Source organism: Sphingomonas sp. QA11, assembly GCF_028473665.1.
Taxonomy (GTDB): domain Bacteria; phylum Pseudomonadota; class Alphaproteobacteria; order Sphingomonadales; family Sphingomonadaceae; genus Sphingomonas; species Sphingomonas phytovorans.
Genome location: NZ_CP098774.1, coordinates 235,370 through 249,959 on the forward strand (window position 1 = coordinate 235,370; position 14,590 = coordinate 249,959).

At 65.7% G+C, this 14,590-nt stretch carries 14 protein-coding genes; 3 read left to right on the plus strand and 11 right to left on the minus strand.

What is annotated here, in order from left to right; translation table 11 throughout:
• Nucleotides 1–26: 26 nt before the first annotated feature.
• The 4 genes from NDN01_RS01190 to NDN01_RS01205 all read right to left on the minus strand — a co-directional run bounded on the left by NDN01_RS01190 (nucleotide 27) and on the right by NDN01_RS01205 (nucleotide 6,781).
• Entirely contained in the window at nucleotides 27–2,570 is a 2,544-nt protein-coding gene (locus NDN01_RS01190; protein WP_272625317.1) for a TonB-dependent receptor, read from the minus strand.
• A 494-nt stretch (nucleotides 2,571–3,064) separates the two neighbouring features.
• The gene (locus tag NDN01_RS01195) at nucleotides 3,065–4,306 is read right to left on the minus strand and encodes a cytochrome P450 (RefSeq protein WP_272625318.1); all 1,242 of its coding nucleotides are present in this window, start codon (nucleotides 4,304–4,306) and stop codon (nucleotides 3,065–3,067) included.
• A gap of 301 nt (nucleotides 4,307–4,607) precedes the next feature.
• Nucleotides 4,608–5,849: an ABC transporter permease gene (locus tag NDN01_RS01200; RefSeq protein ID WP_272625319.1), complete on the minus strand. Its 1,242-nt coding sequence runs from the start codon at nucleotides 5,847–5,849 to the stop codon at nucleotides 4,608–4,610.
• Complete coding sequence (locus NDN01_RS01205; protein ID WP_272628445.1) at nucleotides 5,846–6,781, minus strand: ABC transporter ATP-binding protein; 936 nt, start codon at nucleotides 6,779–6,781, stop codon at nucleotides 5,846–5,848. Before NDN01_RS01205 ends, NDN01_RS01200 begins: the two co-directional genes overlap by 4 nt.
• Nucleotides 6,782–6,894: 113 nt before the next feature.
• On the opposite strand from NDN01_RS01205, the gene queG reads away from it, so the two are divergent.
• A complete protein-coding gene (gene queG, locus NDN01_RS01210; RefSeq protein ID WP_272625320.1) occupies nucleotides 6,895–8,016 on the plus strand; it encodes a tRNA epoxyqueuosine(34) reductase QueG in 1,122 nt (373 codons plus the stop codon).
• A gap of 102 nt (nucleotides 8,017–8,118) precedes the next feature.
• Entirely contained in the window at nucleotides 8,119–8,520 is a 402-nt protein-coding gene (locus NDN01_RS01215; protein WP_272628447.1) for an endonuclease domain-containing protein, read from the plus strand.
• Nucleotides 8,521–8,540: 20 nt separating this feature from the next.
• Here NDN01_RS01215 and NDN01_RS01220 read toward each other — a convergent pair whose 3' ends face one another.
• Nucleotides 8,541–8,927: a hypothetical protein gene (locus tag NDN01_RS01220; protein ID WP_272625321.1), complete on the minus strand. Its 387-nt coding sequence runs from the start codon at nucleotides 8,925–8,927 to the stop codon at nucleotides 8,541–8,543.
• Nucleotides 8,928–8,940: 13 nt separating this feature from the next.
• Nucleotides 8,941–9,642: an EI24 domain-containing protein gene (locus NDN01_RS01225; RefSeq protein ID WP_336298338.1), complete on the minus strand. Its 702-nt coding sequence runs from the start codon at nucleotides 9,640–9,642 to the stop codon at nucleotides 8,941–8,943.
• 76 nt (nucleotides 9,643–9,718) lie between these two features.
• On the opposite strand from NDN01_RS01225, the gene NDN01_RS01230 reads away from it, so the two are divergent.
• The gene (locus tag NDN01_RS01230; protein WP_272625322.1) at nucleotides 9,719–10,717 is read left to right on the plus strand and encodes an adenosine kinase; all 999 of its coding nucleotides are present in this window, start codon (nucleotides 9,719–9,721) and stop codon (nucleotides 10,715–10,717) included.
• Between the two features lie 89 nt (nucleotides 10,718–10,806).
• On the opposite strand, the gene NDN01_RS01235 is transcribed toward NDN01_RS01230, so the two are convergent.
• The 5 genes from NDN01_RS01235 to hisF all read right to left on the minus strand — a co-directional run bounded on the left by NDN01_RS01235 (nucleotide 10,807) and on the right by hisF (nucleotide 14,511).
• The gene (locus NDN01_RS01235) at nucleotides 10,807–12,396 is read right to left on the minus strand and encodes an amino acid permease (RefSeq protein WP_272625323.1); all 1,590 of its coding nucleotides are present in this window, start codon (nucleotides 12,394–12,396) and stop codon (nucleotides 10,807–10,809) included.
• 158 nt (nucleotides 12,397–12,554) lie between these two features.
• Nucleotides 12,555–12,932: a histidine triad nucleotide-binding protein gene (locus NDN01_RS01240; RefSeq protein WP_272625324.1), complete on the minus strand. Its 378-nt coding sequence runs from the start codon at nucleotides 12,930–12,932 to the stop codon at nucleotides 12,555–12,557.
• 109 nt (nucleotides 12,933–13,041) lie between these two features.
• Nucleotides 13,042–13,362 carry a phosphoribosyl-ATP diphosphatase gene (locus NDN01_RS01245; RefSeq protein WP_272625325.1) on the minus strand — a complete coding sequence of 107 codons (321 nt, stop codon included), beginning with the start codon at nucleotides 13,360–13,362 and terminating at the stop codon, nucleotides 13,042–13,044.
• Between the two features lie 31 nt (nucleotides 13,363–13,393).
• Nucleotides 13,394–13,603, minus strand: a complete 210-nt coding sequence (locus tag NDN01_RS01250; protein ID WP_272625326.1) for a hypothetical protein — start codon at nucleotides 13,601–13,603, stop codon at nucleotides 13,394–13,396.
• Between the two features lie 137 nt (nucleotides 13,604–13,740).
• Nucleotides 13,741–14,511: an imidazole glycerol phosphate synthase subunit HisF gene (gene hisF / locus NDN01_RS01255; RefSeq protein ID WP_272625327.1), complete on the minus strand. Its 771-nt coding sequence runs from the start codon at nucleotides 14,509–14,511 to the stop codon at nucleotides 13,741–13,743.
• Between the last annotated feature and the right edge of the window lie 79 nt (nucleotides 14,512–14,590).

Genomic DNA, 14,590 nt, shown 5'->3' on the forward strand with positions numbered 1-14,590 from the left:
GTTGTCGCCTCGTGCTGAGGCGTCGATCAATATTTCACCCGAAGCGTACCGCCGAAGGTGCGCGGCGCGCCGAGAAAGGCGTCGAGCACGCCGGTCGCGTTGGTCGGCACGTTCTGGAAGCCGGAATTGAACGCCACCTGCTTGTAGTTGGTGTCGAACAGGTTTTCCGCCCAGGCCTCGATGCTCCAGCGATCGTTGCTGGGACCGAAGCCGATACGGGCGTTGGAGACGACATAGCCCTTCTGGACCTTGCCCGGATCGAGATCCGAGCCGGTATTGTAGGAGGACGAATATTTCAGGCCCATGTTGAACCGGGCCTTATAGTTGTCGGAAATGTTGTGGGTGTAGGTTCCCGACAACGAGGCTGAATAGAGCGGGGCCAGCGACAGGCGCGAGTGCTGGCCGCCGAGGAAGCCGGTCTTGGCGGCCAGATCGGCGAGCTGAGATGCGGTCAGGTCATAGCGGGTGTCGGCGATGGTCAGGCCGCCCTGGAAGCTGAGCTTCGGCGTGGCGAACCACACGAAATCGGCATCGATTCCCTTGCTGACCACGCTTGGGATCGAATCCACCACGAAGACCAGCCCGTTGAAGGTGTTGAGCTGGAAATTCGAATATTTCTGGTAGAACAAGGTCGCGTTGAGCAGGAGCTTGCGGTCGAACAGCGTCGCCTTCTCGCCAAGCTCGAACGAGTTGTTGAACTCACCGGCGAACGAGGTGTCGAGGATCGGCGTGAGCGCCGCGGCGCTGCCCGGCGCGCAGCCGGCGGTGCCGATGACGCACTGGACCCGGTCGAGGTTGAAGCCACCCGCCTTGTAGCCGCGGGCGTAGGAGGCATAGACCAGCAGGCTTGGGCTGAAGCGGTAGGAGAGCTTCGCCGTGCCCGAGAATACATTCTCGCTCTCGGACTGGTGGTTGGTGAAGTTGTTGTAGCCGGGGCTGAGGAAGGGGAGGCACATCGTATTGTTGACCGCGGCAAGCTGCGCCGCCGCCGCCGGATTCGCCGCGTTGAGAATGGCGAACGCCGCGTTCGCCGATGCGCATCCGGCCCCGCCGCCGATATTGCTGCTGTTCTGATACAGCGTCTTGTCGTCGATATTGAAACGGACGCCGCCCTGGAAGGCGAGCTTGTCGGTGATGTGCAGCGTGTTGTCGGTGAAGATCGCATAGGTCTTGTCGGTCTGGCGATAGCGATCGACCGAGCCGGTATTCGCCGCGTAATTGACCCCGCCGACATAGGGGAAGGTCAGGCCAGTCTGAAGGAAGTTCGGGTCCGGCGTGCCCTCGACCAGCGACGAGAAGAGCAGGCCGAGATAGGGCGTGAACTGGCTGCCCACGAGGATGCTGGTGTTCTGCCGCAGCTTTTCGTTCGAGAAGAAGCCGCCGATCAGATAGTCGAGCTTGCCGGTGGTGCCCGCGTAGCGCAGTTCCTGGCTGAAGGTGCGGAACTGCGACGAGTTGCTGTTGTCCGAGGGCAGGTAATCGATATCGGCGGTCGAGAAATCCGCGTCGAACCCGCCGACCGTCTTCCAGTTGCGATAGGCGGTGATCGAGGTCAGCGTGCCGGGGCCGACATCCCAGTCGGCCTGGAGCGAGACGCCCTTGTCGACGACATGCTGTAGATCGGGGCGGTTGGCATAGGCGTTGCGGGCATAGGGGTTGCTCGGGTCGCCATCATTGCCGCCGAGCGCGGCGACGAGATTGTTGGCGAAATTGCCGGCGCTGGCGCGGGTGATCACCGCCATGCAGCAATGTTCGTCGCGGGACGACACGTCGCCGATCAGCCGCAATGTCAGCGTGTCGGTCGGCTTGGCGAGCAGCTGGCCGCGCAGGGTGTAGTAATTCTGGTTGTTGTCCCGCGTGTCGGTGCGCGGGCCGGGCCCGGTGTTCACATGGAAAAAGCCGTCGCGGGAATGATCGGCGAAATAGAGGCTGACGGCCAGCTTGTCGTCGATCAGCGGCCCGGTCGCCTCCGCCGACCCGCCGATCGCGCCATAATTGCCGACGGTGAATTCGGCATTGCCGCCCAGGGTGAATTGCGGCTCGGCGGTCAGGATGTTGATCACGCCGGCGGTCGCCGACTTGCCGAACAGGGTTCCCTGCGGGCCCTTCAGCACCTCGATCCGGTCGATATTGCCGAGATCGCCGAAGCCGACGCCGTTGCGCGAGCGATAGACGCCGTCGATCACCACGCCGACCGAGGATTCAAGCCCGGGATTGTCGCCGACCGTGCCGATGCCGCGGATGCGCGCCGTGGTGGAGGATTCGCTGGTCGTCGAGGTGACGAGCAGGCCCGGCGCGAGCAGCGCGAGATCCTTGATGTCCTTCACCCCGGTATCCTGGATGAGCTGGCGATTGACCGTGGTGACGACGATCGGGACGTTCTGCAGCGTCTCCGGGCGCTTGCGGGCGGTGACGATGATGTCCGCGACATTGGCGGGCGCGGCCTGGGTGGCCGGTTGCGCAGGCGGGGATGTCGGTGGCGGCGTCTGCGCGAGGGCAGGCATAGCCTGAAGAGCGACGGCGAAGGTGGAGGCGGACACGGCGAAGCGGGCTTTGCTACGGAATTTCATGCATCGTCTCCAAGTTTATTGCCCTGATTTTCACCCCCTTGCGGAAAATTGTGATCCCGCCGGCATGATGGTGCGATGACAGAAGCGTGAAACCGGCGCGCGATCTGTGTCCTTGCGGCAACAGATTCGGGGGTGTCAGGGTATTTCGTGTACCAAAGGCGGGAAAATCGCTGGAAATGCGCGTGGACGCGTCGACGCAGTCATACCTGGCGTTCGAATGTGCCTGAGCCTGACACTATGATGCGAGGCTTGGTGAGAGGGCCAGTCGCGGTAGGGCGTCCAGCGAGGGATCTAATCGCTGGCCCGGATTCGTTCCAGGAGCCACCGTGCCGCGTGCCAACCGCTTTCGACTCTTGGTGAACGGCGGATGCCGGAAAAAGTCCGGCCTGACGGGCTCGTCGTCCGGATCGGCCTCCATGGACGCGCGTCATCCATCGGCACGTGCGCGGGGCCATAGCCCTCTCCCGCGACCGCGGGAGAGGGTAGTCAGATGCTCAATATTTGCTGATCTCGACCGGCAGCTTGCGATAGCCGTGGACGAAGCAGGCAGCGACGCGTTCCGGCTCGCCGACCACGTTCACCCGCATGCGGCGCCGGGCCATTTCCTCCAGCAGCGTCGCGATCTGGAGCTCGGCGAGCCGGGCGCCGACGCAGCGATGGATGCCATGGCCGAACGCAAGATGCCGGCGGGCATTGGGGCGGTCGACGATGATCTTGTCGGCATTTTCGAACACGCTCTCGTCGCGATTGGCCGAGAGATACCAGAGCGCGAGCTTGTCGCCGGCCCTGATCTGCTGTCCTTCAAGCATTGTGTCCTCGGTCGCGGTACGGCGCATATGGGCAAGCGGGGTCTGCCAGCGGATGATATCCTGCACGGCATTGTGGATCAGCGACGGATCCCCCTCGAGCTTGGCGCGCTCGTCCGGGAACCGGTCGAGGCCATAGGCGGCGGCGGTCATCGAGTTGCGCGTGGTGTCGTTGCCGCCGACGATCAGTAGGATCAGGTTCCCCAGGAACTCCATCTGGCTCATCTCGGCCATCGCGTCCGAATGCATCATCATCGAGATGAGGTCGGGCGTCGGCTCCTTGCCGAGCTTCTGGTTCCACAGATTCTGGAAATAGCCGCCGCATTCATACATGTGCTTTAGGCGTTCGAGCCGGAGCTCCTCGGTCTTCACCAGCTCGATATCGCCGGCCCAGTCGGACCAGAAGGTCAGCTTGCGCCTGTCCTCCCAGGGGAAGTCGAACAGGATCGCCAGCATCTGGGTGGTCAGCTCAATCGAGACGGTGTCGACCCAGTCGAATTCCTTGTTCCACTCCAGGCTGTCCAGCACCTCGGCCGTGCGCATGCGGATATTGTCGGAGAGGCGGACCATCTCGCTCGGCGTGAAGGCAGGCGCGACGGTGCGGCGCTGGCCGGTATGCTTGGGCCGGTCCATCGCGATGAACATCGGCATGCGCACATCGGTCGGCGAATTTTCGATGAAATCGGCGAGCGTGATGCCGCCCGCCTCGGACGAATAAATGTCCGGAAGCGATTCGACCTCGACGATCGGCTTGTAGGTCGAGACCGACCAATAGGGGCCGAAGCCGGACTGCTCGACATAATGGACCGGCGATTCGGCGCGGAGCCGGCGGAAGGGTGCCTGCCACACATCGTCGCGATAGAGCTCCGGCCGGCTCACATCGAGCGGATCGACCGCCGTTTCGACCGCATGCAGTGCTTGTGTCGCCATTGTCCGCTCTCCTTATGGGCGCAGGAAAGCCTTAGCTGACACTTGTGTCAATTGTGTTTTGCAACGGGATCGCCAGGATGGTGGTTAGGAAAGGTCGAACGATGGCGTCGTTGCCGAAGGCAGGTATTGGCGATGTGCCCTTCAACCAGCCCGCAAAAGCACCTTCCCCGGCGAAGGCGGGGTCCAGTGGGGAAGGTTCAGGTAACGGCGCGCAACGCCAGCCAGAAATGTCCCACGACTGGACCCCGGCCTTCGCCGGGGAAGGAAAAGGAAAGGGGAGCCAACCGATGTTTCGGGCGCCTTAGCGCCCGATCAGCCCCTTCCAGTTGATCTTGCCGCTGCCCGACTGCAGCACACCGCGGCGGAAGGCGCGGGCGGCGACGGCGATAACGATCGCGACCCATAGCGATTGCCAGGCGAGCGCCGCGATATGCGGCCAGATCTCGGGTGCGTTGGCCGCACGGCCGGCCATTGCATAGGGCGAGCTGAACGGGAAAATCTCGACCGCGCGGGCGAGCCAGCTGTCGGGGCGGGACACCGCCTGGACCGAGGCGCCGAAGATCATGATCTGCAGGATGGTGATCGGCAGGGAGAGGAGCTGGAGCTCGCGCGGAGTGCTCGCCTGGGCGCCAACGCCCATGAACACCGCGCCGAGCAGCATATAGGCCATGGCGAAATAGGCGACGAACAGCAGCGAGAAAGCAGGCATGCCGACCGCTGGGCCGATGTCGCGGAACGCGGCACCGAGCGCATTGGGCACGAACACGTCGATCTGGCTGACCAGCGTGCCCCAGAAGCCGATGAACAGCAGCGCCGATCCGAACATGCCGATCAGCTTGCCGAAGAACACCGCCTCGAGCGGCACGGCGGCGGCAAGCACCTCGACCACCTTGTTGCTGCGCTCTTCCGCCATGGTGCCGACTGCCTGGCCGGCAAGGAACAGGGTCAGGAAGAAGATGCCGAACACCGCGAAAAAGGCCGAACGCTTGTTGCCGGTCGGCGTCGGCTCGGCGCGGGCGATCGACGTCAGGGTCGGCGTGCTGAGCGCGGCGGTGCCGCTTCTTTCCATGCGCAGCGTTTCCTCGGCGAGCTGGGCGAGGAAATTGGCGTCGCGGCGGCCGAAGCCGCCATAGAGGATGGTCGGGCGGGTAAGGTCGCCGTAGAGTGCGGCCGAGGCGTCGCTGCCCCGATCGCTGAACGCGACATGCGCCTGACCGGCGGGATTGTCGGTCGGGACCTGCATGACGAGGGCGGGTGGCCGGTCATCCCTGGCATAGAGCTGGCGCAGGCGCCTGTCGGCGGCGCGCATCGGTTCCTGCCGCGCGGGATCGACGATCGCGACAATGCTTGCCTTTTCAACCGAGGCGCTGGTGACCGACGAGGCCCCCATGCCGCCGATCAGGCCGAAGGAGAGCATCAGCACCGGGGTGAACAGGAACACCAGGAACATCGGCGTGAACACGGTCGCCACGAAATCGCGGCGGGCGATGGTCAATGTCTGGCGGAGGAGGCGGCGGAGATTGCCGGTCGGACGGGCGCTCATGCCGCGATCTCCGCATTCGGTTCGTCTTTGAGGGCATCGGGGCCGACGATTCGCACGAACGCGTCGTGAAGACCCGGCCGCTCCATCGACAGGCCTGATATGCCGTATCCAGCATCGATCAGCCGCTTCAATATGTCCTCAACACCACCATCGGGCACGATGAAACGCCAGCCATCGCCGTCGCGTTCGGCATCGGGCGGGAGCAGGGCGGCGATACCCTCTCCATCATGATGCGGCACATAGTGCGCCCGCATCGGCAGCATGCCGCGCGCGTCGGCCACCGTGCCTTCGAAACGGCGCTTGCCGCCGGCGATGATCGCGAGGCGGTCGCACAGCCGCTCGGCATGGGCCATGACATGAGTGGAGAAGAGGATGGTGGCGCCGCGGTCGCGCTGGCCGACGATCAGCGCCTCGAGCCGGTCCTGGTTGACCGGGTCGAGGCCCGAAAAGGGCTCGTCGAGCACCAGCAGGTCGGGCTCGTGCACGACCGAGCCGAGCAATTGCACGAGCTGCGCCATGCCCTTCGATAATTTGCGGATCTTGCTGTCCACCGCGTGGCCGAGACCGGCCCCCTCCATCAGGGCGACGGCGCGCCTGCGGCCGGTCTTGAGGTCGAGCCCGCGCAGCGCGCCCATGAAGGCGATTGCATCCTTCGCCCGCATCGCCGGATAGAGGCCGCGTTCCTCGGGCAGATAACCGACCCGGTCGCTCACCTCGCGCGGGCGCGCATGGCCGAGCAGGGTACGGGTGCCGCCATCCGGCTCGATGATGCCGAGCAGCATGCGCAGCGTGGTGGTCTTGCCGGCGCCGTTGGGACCGAGCACGCCGTAGATCATGCCAGTGGGCACCGCGATGTCGATGCCGTCAACAACGCGGCGGTCGCCGAATTTCTTGACCAGTCCGGTGGCGCTGATCGCCAGAGTGTCGGTTATCAAGTCTTGCCTTCCGTTCGTCCCGGGCGGAACATGCGCTCCAGATACCAGCGCTTCGTTAATGTGTCTCGACGGTGGATCACTTTTCCCGGCCATCGTGATAGCGGGTGCCGGTGAGCGACGACATCGCCCTGAACGAACGGCTGAAAGCGAAGGCGGTTGAACTTGGGTTCGCCGCCTGCGGGATCGCACGCGCCGACGCCGCGCCGCGTACCGCCGAGCGGCTGCACCAATGGCTTGGCGAGGGCATGCATGGCGACATGATCTGGATGGAGGCGCGCGCGCATCATCGCGAAAGCCCGGCCGGCCTGTGGCCCGAGGTGCGCAGCGTGATCTCGCTGGGCATGAGCTATGCGCCGGCCGTCGATCCGCTCGCGCTGGCGGGGGAGGGGGAGCGGGCGCGCATCTCGGTCTATGCCCAGGGCGCCGACTATCACGACGTGATGAAGCGTGCGCTGAAGGCGCTGGCACGGTGGCTCGTTGCCGAGGTGCGGGGCGCCGATGTGAAAGTGTTCGTCGATACCGCGCCGGTGATGGAGAAGCCGCTGTCGGAAGCCGCCGGCCTTGGCTGGCAGGGCAAGCATACCAATCTGGTCAGCCGGGATCATGGGAGCTGGCTGTTCCTGGGCGCGATCTACACGACGCTCGACCTGGCGATGGACGTCCCGGGACGCGACACCTGCGGCTCGTGCGATGCGTGCCAGGCGGCGTGCCCCACCGATGCGTTTCCGGCGCCGTACCGGCTCGATGCGCGGCGGTGCATCTCGTACCTGACGATCGAGAATGCCGGCCCGATCCCGCACGAATTCCGCGCTGCGATGGGCAACCGGATCTATGGCTGCGACGATTGCCTGGCGGTGTGCCCGTGGAACAAGTTCGCCGCGTCGGCAAGCGCGAACCGGGCCTTCGCGCCGCGGGCCGAGCTGGCGGCGCCTGCTTTGGCTGACCTGCTGGCGCTTGACGATGCCGGGTTTCGCGAGGTGTTCGCCGGATCGCCGATCAAGCGGATCGGACGGAACCGGATGATGCGGAACTGCCTGATCGCGGCGGGGAACAGCGGCGCGGATGCGCTGGTGGAGCCGGTCGCCGGGTTGCTGGGCGACGAGTCGCCGGTGGTGCGGGGGGCGGCGACCTGGGCGCTCGGGCGGCTGGATCGCGGGCGGTTCGAGTGGGAGCGGGAGGCGCGGCTGGCAGAGGAAATGGACGAGACTGTGAAGGCAGAGTGGGGCATTTAAGCAGAGCGGAGCATTTGAAAAGCCCCTCCCCTTCAGGGGAGGGGTTGGGGTGGGGAACGCTGAGTGGTTTCAGAAGCTGAACTTTTGAAGCGTGCACATGAGATGCGCCGCAATCCCACGGAGCCTGAAAAGCGTTTGTGGCGACACCTCTCCAACGGACAACTTGGAGCGTACAAGTTCCGGCGCCAGCATGTAGTCGCCGACGCCTACGCAATCTTGGATTTTTTCTGCCCGGCCATCGGATTGGGCGTTGAAGTCGATGGCGATACGCATAATGCTGAGGAAGACAGGAGGCGAGATAGTCGCCTGAAACATCGCGGCTTCACCATTCTGCGCTTCAACAATGCCGACGTTATGACAAACATCGAGGGGGTCGTTGAAACGATCTTCGCCGCTGCGCAATCACTCCCCTCCCGCTGGTCTGGCAGTCGGCGTCCCCCACCCCAACCCAGTGCAGCGGCTCTTTGCCCTGTCCGGGGGACAGGGCTGCCGCTGCACTCCTGAAGGGGAGGGGCTTTTTTGTGTTACCGCGCGCCCGTCCGTCCCAGGCTCAGCGCGCCGACGCAGCTTGCCCGGTCGATCGGACTGCCGTTGGTCTGCCGTGCGTCGACATAGGTGACGACGGGCTCGCCGCGACCTTTGGGGTAGAGATAGGCGTCGAGCACGCAGGTGGCGTTGCCGAACTGGAGCTTGCGCGCACTGCCTTCGCGGACATCCGCGGCGGGCTGGCCAAACAGGCCGACCAGCGTGTTGCCGGTCTGGCCGAGCACCCGGTCGAGCCCGGCCGCGCCGCCGGGGATGGGAACCGGAATCGGCACCGGCGCCGCGCGGACGGGGCGCGGGGCCACCCCCGTGGTACCGCATCCGGCGAGCAGCAGCGCAGGCAGGATCAGCAAGGCAAGTCTTTTCATTACGCAGGCACCTTCATACGCGTCGTCTACCATGGAACAGATGAGTCGCCATCGCGGCACCGAGCACCGGGGCGGCGAGGTTGAGGATCGGCACCAGGAACAGGGCGGTCCCGGCAAGACCCAGGGCAAAGCGCTGCATGCTGGTCGAGCCGCGCCAGCTCGTCATGCCCTTGTGGGGCACGTGGCGCGCGGCGACCATCTCGCCGAGATCCTGCCCAAGCAGCCAGCCGTTGACGATGAAGAAAAGCAGCGCCGTACCGACCCCGGTGATCAGCAACAGCAGATACAGCGGCGAAACCGCGAGGTTGATCAGGATCAGCCGGCCGGCCGAGCCGAGCCCCATCCTGACCGAGCGGCCGAACGGCACGTCGCGCGCCTCGGCCAGTGCCTCGGGATAATGTTTCGCCTCGACCGCCGCGACCACCTCGTCGGCGAAGATGCCGATCACCGCGATCGCGATCGCCCGGAACAGGAAAAAGGCAGCGCCAAGCCACAGCAGCACCGTCGCCGCGCTGACCCAGCCGCCCGCTTCAGCGCCCGCGCCCATCCGCGCCACCAGTCCCTGGGCGCCGTACCACATCGCGACGCCGAACAAGGCGAGCAACAACAGGGTCAGTGCGAGCGATTTCAGGAAGACCCGGATGATCTTCGGATCGCCGAGTTGGCCGATCGACAGGAAGAAGGCGCGAAGCATCGGGCCGGTGTAACTGCGCATGCCCCCAAGTCCAGACTGTTGCGCTCGCCTGCCCGCGCCTTTACGGCCAGCCGGTATTTCCATCCAGGAGACTGACTTGACCAGCCCAACCTATGACGTGGTTGCTATCGGCAACGCGATCGTCGACGTACTCTCTCAGGCTGACGACGCGTTCATCACCGAACAGGGCATGGCCAAAGGCTCGATGCAACTCGTCTTCTCGCCGGCCGAGGCCGACGCGCTCTATGCGAAGATGGGCCCGGGCATCGAGGCGAGCGGCGGCTCCGCCGCGAACACCGTCGCGGCGATCGCTGCGCTCGGCGGCCGGACGGGGTTCATCGGCCAAGTCGCCAACGACCAGCTTGGCGAAGTCTTCGCCCATGACATCCGCGCGAGCGGCGTCGCCTTCACTACCGAGACGCGCGATGGCGAGCCGACCACGGCACGCTGCCTGATCTTCGTCACGCCCGATGGGCAGCGCACAATGAACACGTTCCTCGGCGCGTCGCAGTTCCTGCCGGAGAGCGCGCTTGACCGCGACCTGATCGCATCGGGCGCGATCCTCTATCTCGAAGGCTATCTCTGGGATCCGGAGGAACCGCGCCAGGCGATGCGCGCCGCGATCGAGGTCGCGCGGAAAGCCGGGCGCAAGGTCGCCTTCACGCTCAGCGACGTGTTCTGCATCTCGCGCCACGGCGCCGATTTCCGCGACCTGATGGCCAAGGGCCTGCTCGACATCATGTTCGCCAACGAAAGCGAGATCCTCGCGCTGATGGAAGTCGAGGATTTCGAGGAAGCCGTGGCGGCGGCGGCGGCGCAGGTGCCGCTGCTGGTGGTGACGCGCAGCGAGAAGGGCGCGATCGCCGTTTCGGGCAGCCAGCGCGCCTCGGTCGGGGCTGAGCCGATCGAGAAGGTGGTCGACACCACCGGCGCGGGCGACCTGTTCGCCGCCGGTTTCCTGTCCGGCCAGGCGCAGGGCAAGAGCCTCGAGCAGTCGCTCCGCCTCGGCGCGATCTGCGCGGCGGAGATCATCTCGCATTATGGCGCTCGGCCGATGTGCGACATGAAGGCGCTGGTGGCGGAGAAGCTGGGCTGAGGCCCGGGCGCTACTCTCTCCGCGAGACAAACAAAAAGGCCGGGGATTACTCCCCGGCCTTTTTGTTGTGCCCGGGATCGGCTGGCCGGTCAGGCCGCGCCGGGCGGCGGGTTCGGGGCGATGCTGCTGACCTCAGCCTCATTCACCTCGACAAGGCCGCGCCCGACATGGCTCTTGCGATAGCCATAGGCGAAGTAGATCACGAGGCCGAGACCGCCCCAGAGCGGCAGCACCAGCATCGCGTCGACCGGCAGGTTGAAATAAAGGAAGATGCAGCCGACGATCGCGAGCGGCGCGACGAGCCACACGACCGGCGTGCGGAACGGCCGGCGGCGACTTGGATCCTTGACGCGCAGCACCAGCACCGCGATCGCCACCATGAAGAAGGCGAACAGCGTGCCCGAGTTGGAGATGTCGGCAAGCTGGCCGACCGGCAGCAGCGCGGCCGCGATCGCGACGCCGACGCCGGTGATGGCCGTCACGACATGCGGGGTCTTCCACTTCGGATGGATGCTCGCCAGCTTCTCGGGCAGCAGGCCGTCGCGCGCCATCACGAAGAAGATGCGGGTCTGGCCGAACATCATCATCAGGATGACGGAGGGCAAAGCGAGGTTGGCGGCGAGGCCGAGGGCGTTGCCCATCATCGGCCAGTTGATCATGCGCAGCACATGGGCGAGCGCTTCGTTGGAGCAGACCAGCCGGTCCGCATTCTCGGCGAGCGCGCAGGCGGCGACGAAACCGGCCGAGCCGGGGGCGACGGCCAGGCCGTCAGCGCCGATGACCGGCTGGGCGCCGATCGCGCCGACCGCGCCGGCAGCGACGAGCAGGTAGAAGACTGTGCAGATGGCGAGCGACCCGATCAGGCCGATCGGTACGTTGCGCTGCGGGTTCTTGGTTTCCTCCGCGGCGGTGGAGACCGCATCGAAGCCGACATAGGCGAAGAAGATCGAGGCGGCGGCGCCGACGACGCCCATGCCGCTGGTATGCTCCGGACCGAACCAGCCGTTCGGGGTGAAGGGGCTGAACTCACCGGTCTTGAGCACCGGCAGGGTGAGCGCGATGAAGATGGTGAGGGCGGTGACCTTGATCGCGACGAGCACGGCGTTGACCCGCGCGCTCTCGGTCGTCCCGATCATGAGCAGCCAGGTGACGCCGAGCGCGACGATGATCGCCGGGACGTTGATGATGCCGGTGCTGAAATCGGCATGGGGAATCCAGCCGTTCATGGTCCAGACCGGGCCGGCCGACAGCACGCCGGGGAGTTGCAACCCCGTCACGCTTTTCAACAGGCCCATGAAATAGCCGGACCACCCGACCGACACGGCGCTCGCGGCGACGGCATATTCGAGGATCAGGGCCCAGCCGACCATCCAGGCGAGCAGTTCGCCGACAACGGCATAGGTATAAGTGTAGGCGGAACCCGAAACCGGCACCATCGAGGCAAGTTCGGAATAGCAGAGCGCGGCGACGGCGCAGACCGCGCCGGCGATGATGAAGCTGAGCATCATGCCGGGGCCGGCCTTTTGCGCGGCGGCGGCGGTCAACACGAAGATACCCGTACCGATGATGGCGCCGACGCCCAGCAGGGTAAGCTGGACCGGGCCGAGCGTTCGGCTGAGCGATTTTTTCTCAGCCGTCGCCAGGATGGCGTCGAGCGACTTGATGCGTCCGAATATCATGAAACAGGGATCCCCCAGTAGCGACGCCCGGGCGTCGCCAGATTTCGCCAGTGGCGGTGCTCGGGCACCGCCGATTTTTCGATCGCGGGAGCCTAGCCTGAAATCAAGGGGGTGCAATCCCCCAATCGCCCCGGAACGTAGCGTCGCGGCGAAAAGCGTCAGCGGGCCAGCATCGGCCCCAGCGGCGCGCCCGCGAAGACATGGACATGGAGATGCGGCACCTCCTGCCCCGAATGCTGGCCGGTATTGGCGAGCAGGCGGTAACCGGGGGCGACCATGCCGGCATCACGGGCGACGGTGCCGACCGCGCGGACGAAGCCGGCGATCTCGGCATCGGAGCCGCGCGCGCTGAAATCGTCCCAGGAGACATAGGGGCCGCGCGGGATGACCAGGATGTGGGTCGGCGCCTGCGGGTTGATGTCGTGGAAGGCGATGGCGAACTCGTCCTCATAGACCCGGCTGGACGGGATCTCGCCGCGGAGAATCTTCGCGAAGATGTTCTGGTCGTCATAGGGCCTGGTGGCGTCGATCGGCATGCAACTCTCCTTCGTCACCCCTGGCTTGTTCCGAGGGCCGCCGCTCCGCAAGAGCCTCGGGCGAGATTCCTGCCGCACGGTGGATGCCTGAACAAGTCCGGCATGACGGTTAGTTTGTACGGCCCGCCTTTTCGTCGATCCCGGAGACGCCCTCGCGGCGGCGCAGTTCGGCGCGGACCTCGTCGAGTGGCACGTCGGCATCAGCGAGGAGGACGAGCAGGTGGAAGATCAGGTCGGCGGCTTCGCTGGTGATCTCGGCACGATTGTCCCTGATCGCGGCGATCACCGTCTCGGTCGCTTCCTCGCCAAGCTTCTGCGCGATCTTGGCGCGGCCCTTGGTGAAGAGCTTCGCGACATAGGAGGTGTCTGGATCGCCGCCCTTGCGGCTGCGGATCACGTTTTCGAGGGTGTCGAGGAAATCGTCGGCCATGCGCGCGGGCTGCCCCGGACTGCCGCGAAGGTCAATCCTTTAGGCTGTCGGCCCCTTTAGGCTGTCGGCCCCCACGCTTGGCGAAGCGGGCGCGCAGGGCCCGGCGGACCAGCCAGACGCCGATCGCCGCCATCGCGAACAGGGCTATGTCGGACAGTTCGGGGCTGGTGCGCGGTCTGGCCACGCCGCTGTGCGCGGCCCAGGCGGGGCCGGCGAGGAGAAGGGCGGGGAGGAAACGCATGGGCTTTCCTATCCCCGGGCTCCCTAACTTTCCGTTTGTGCGATACCCTGTCCCGTTCGTTTCGAGCGAAGTCGAGAAACAAGCCTCAAATGTTGGACGAGGTTTCTCGACTTCGCTCGAAACGAACGGATGGGGGTTCAGGCGGCCAGGGGTGTCCGCACCGGCACGCCAGCCGCCGCCAGCGCGGCATGGGCGTCGGCGATGCTCGCCTCGCCGAAGTGGAAGATGGAGGCGGCAAGCACCGCGCTGGCATGGCCCTCCAGGATGCCGGCGACCAGATCGCCGAGGCCGCCGACTCCACCCGACGCCACGACGGGCACCGCGACCTGATCGGCGATGGTGCGGATCAGCGACAGGTCGTACCCGTCGCGCGTGCCGTCGCGGTCCATCGAGGTGACGAGCAATTCGCCCGCGCCCAGCTTCACCAGCTTCAGCGCGTGCTCGACCGCGTCGATGCCGGTCTCGCGCCTGCCGCCATGAGTGAAGACCTCCCAATGATCGCCGACGCGCCGCGCATCGATCGAGGCGACACAGCACTGGCTACCGAAGCGGTCGGCGATGTCTGACACCACTTCGGGCCGCGACACCGCGGCTGAATTGACCGCGACCTTGTCGGCACCGGCGAGGAGCAGTGCGCGCGCATCCTCGGCGCTGCGCACGCCGCCGCCGACGGTGACGGGCATGAAGCAGACCTCCGCGGTACGGCGTACCACGTCGAGGATGGTGCCACGCGCTTCATGGCTGGCGGTGATGTCGAGGAAGCAGAGCTCGTCCGCGCCGGCCGCGTCATAGGCGCGGGCCTGCTCGACCGGATCGCCAGCGTCGCGCAGGTCGACGAAGTTGACGCCCTTGACGACGCGGCCATTCGCCACGTCGAGACAGGGGATGACACGAGCGCGGACGGTCATTTCCTGCCCTCTCCCGTTGAGGGAGAGGGTTGCGCAGACTTGGTTCGCGCTCTTCGCGCGGGCCTAGTCGAAGCTGGGA

What these genes read in the sequence shown, in the direction of transcription:
- NDN01_RS01195 (WP_272625318.1), bottom strand. Translation starts at nt 4,306, where the DNA reads ATGGCGACACAAGCACTGCATGCGGTCGAAACGGCGGTCGATCCGCTC.
- NDN01_RS01240 (WP_272625324.1), bottom strand. Translation starts at nt 12,932, where the DNA reads ATGCCGATCGACGCCACCAGGCCCTATGACGACCAGAACATCTTCGCG.
- NDN01_RS01245 (WP_272625325.1), bottom strand. Translation starts at nt 13,362, where the DNA reads ATGGCCGACGATTTCCTCGACACCCTCGAAAACGTGATCCGCAGCCGC.
- NDN01_RS01225 (WP_336298338.1), bottom strand. Translation starts at nt 9,642, where the DNA reads ATGCGCAGTTACACCGGCCCGATGCTTCGCGCCTTCTTCCTGTCGATC.
- NDN01_RS01200 (WP_272625319.1), bottom strand. Translation starts at nt 5,849, where the DNA reads ATGAGCGCCCGTCCGACCGGCAATCTCCGCCGCCTCCTCCGCCAGACA.
- NDN01_RS01215 (WP_272628447.1), top strand. Translation starts at nt 8,119, where the DNA reads ATGCGCCGCAATCCCACGGAGCCTGAAAAGCGTTTGTGGCGACACCTC.
- NDN01_RS01190 (WP_272625317.1), bottom strand. Translation starts at nt 2,570, where the DNA reads ATGAAATTCCGTAGCAAAGCCCGCTTCGCCGTGTCCGCCTCCACCTTC.
- NDN01_RS01220 (WP_272625321.1), bottom strand. Translation starts at nt 8,927, where the DNA reads ATGAAAAGACTTGCCTTGCTGATCCTGCCTGCGCTGCTGCTCGCCGGA.
- NDN01_RS01250 (WP_272625326.1), bottom strand. Translation starts at nt 13,603, where the DNA reads ATGCGTTTCCTCCCCGCCCTTCTCCTCGCCGGCCCCGCCTGGGCCGCG.
- hisF (WP_272625327.1), bottom strand. Translation starts at nt 14,511, where the DNA reads ATGACCGTCCGCGCTCGTGTCATCCCCTGTCTCGACGTGGCGAATGGC.
- NDN01_RS01235 (WP_272625323.1), bottom strand. Translation starts at nt 12,396, where the DNA reads ATGATATTCGGACGCATCAAGTCGCTCGACGCCATCCTGGCGACGGCT.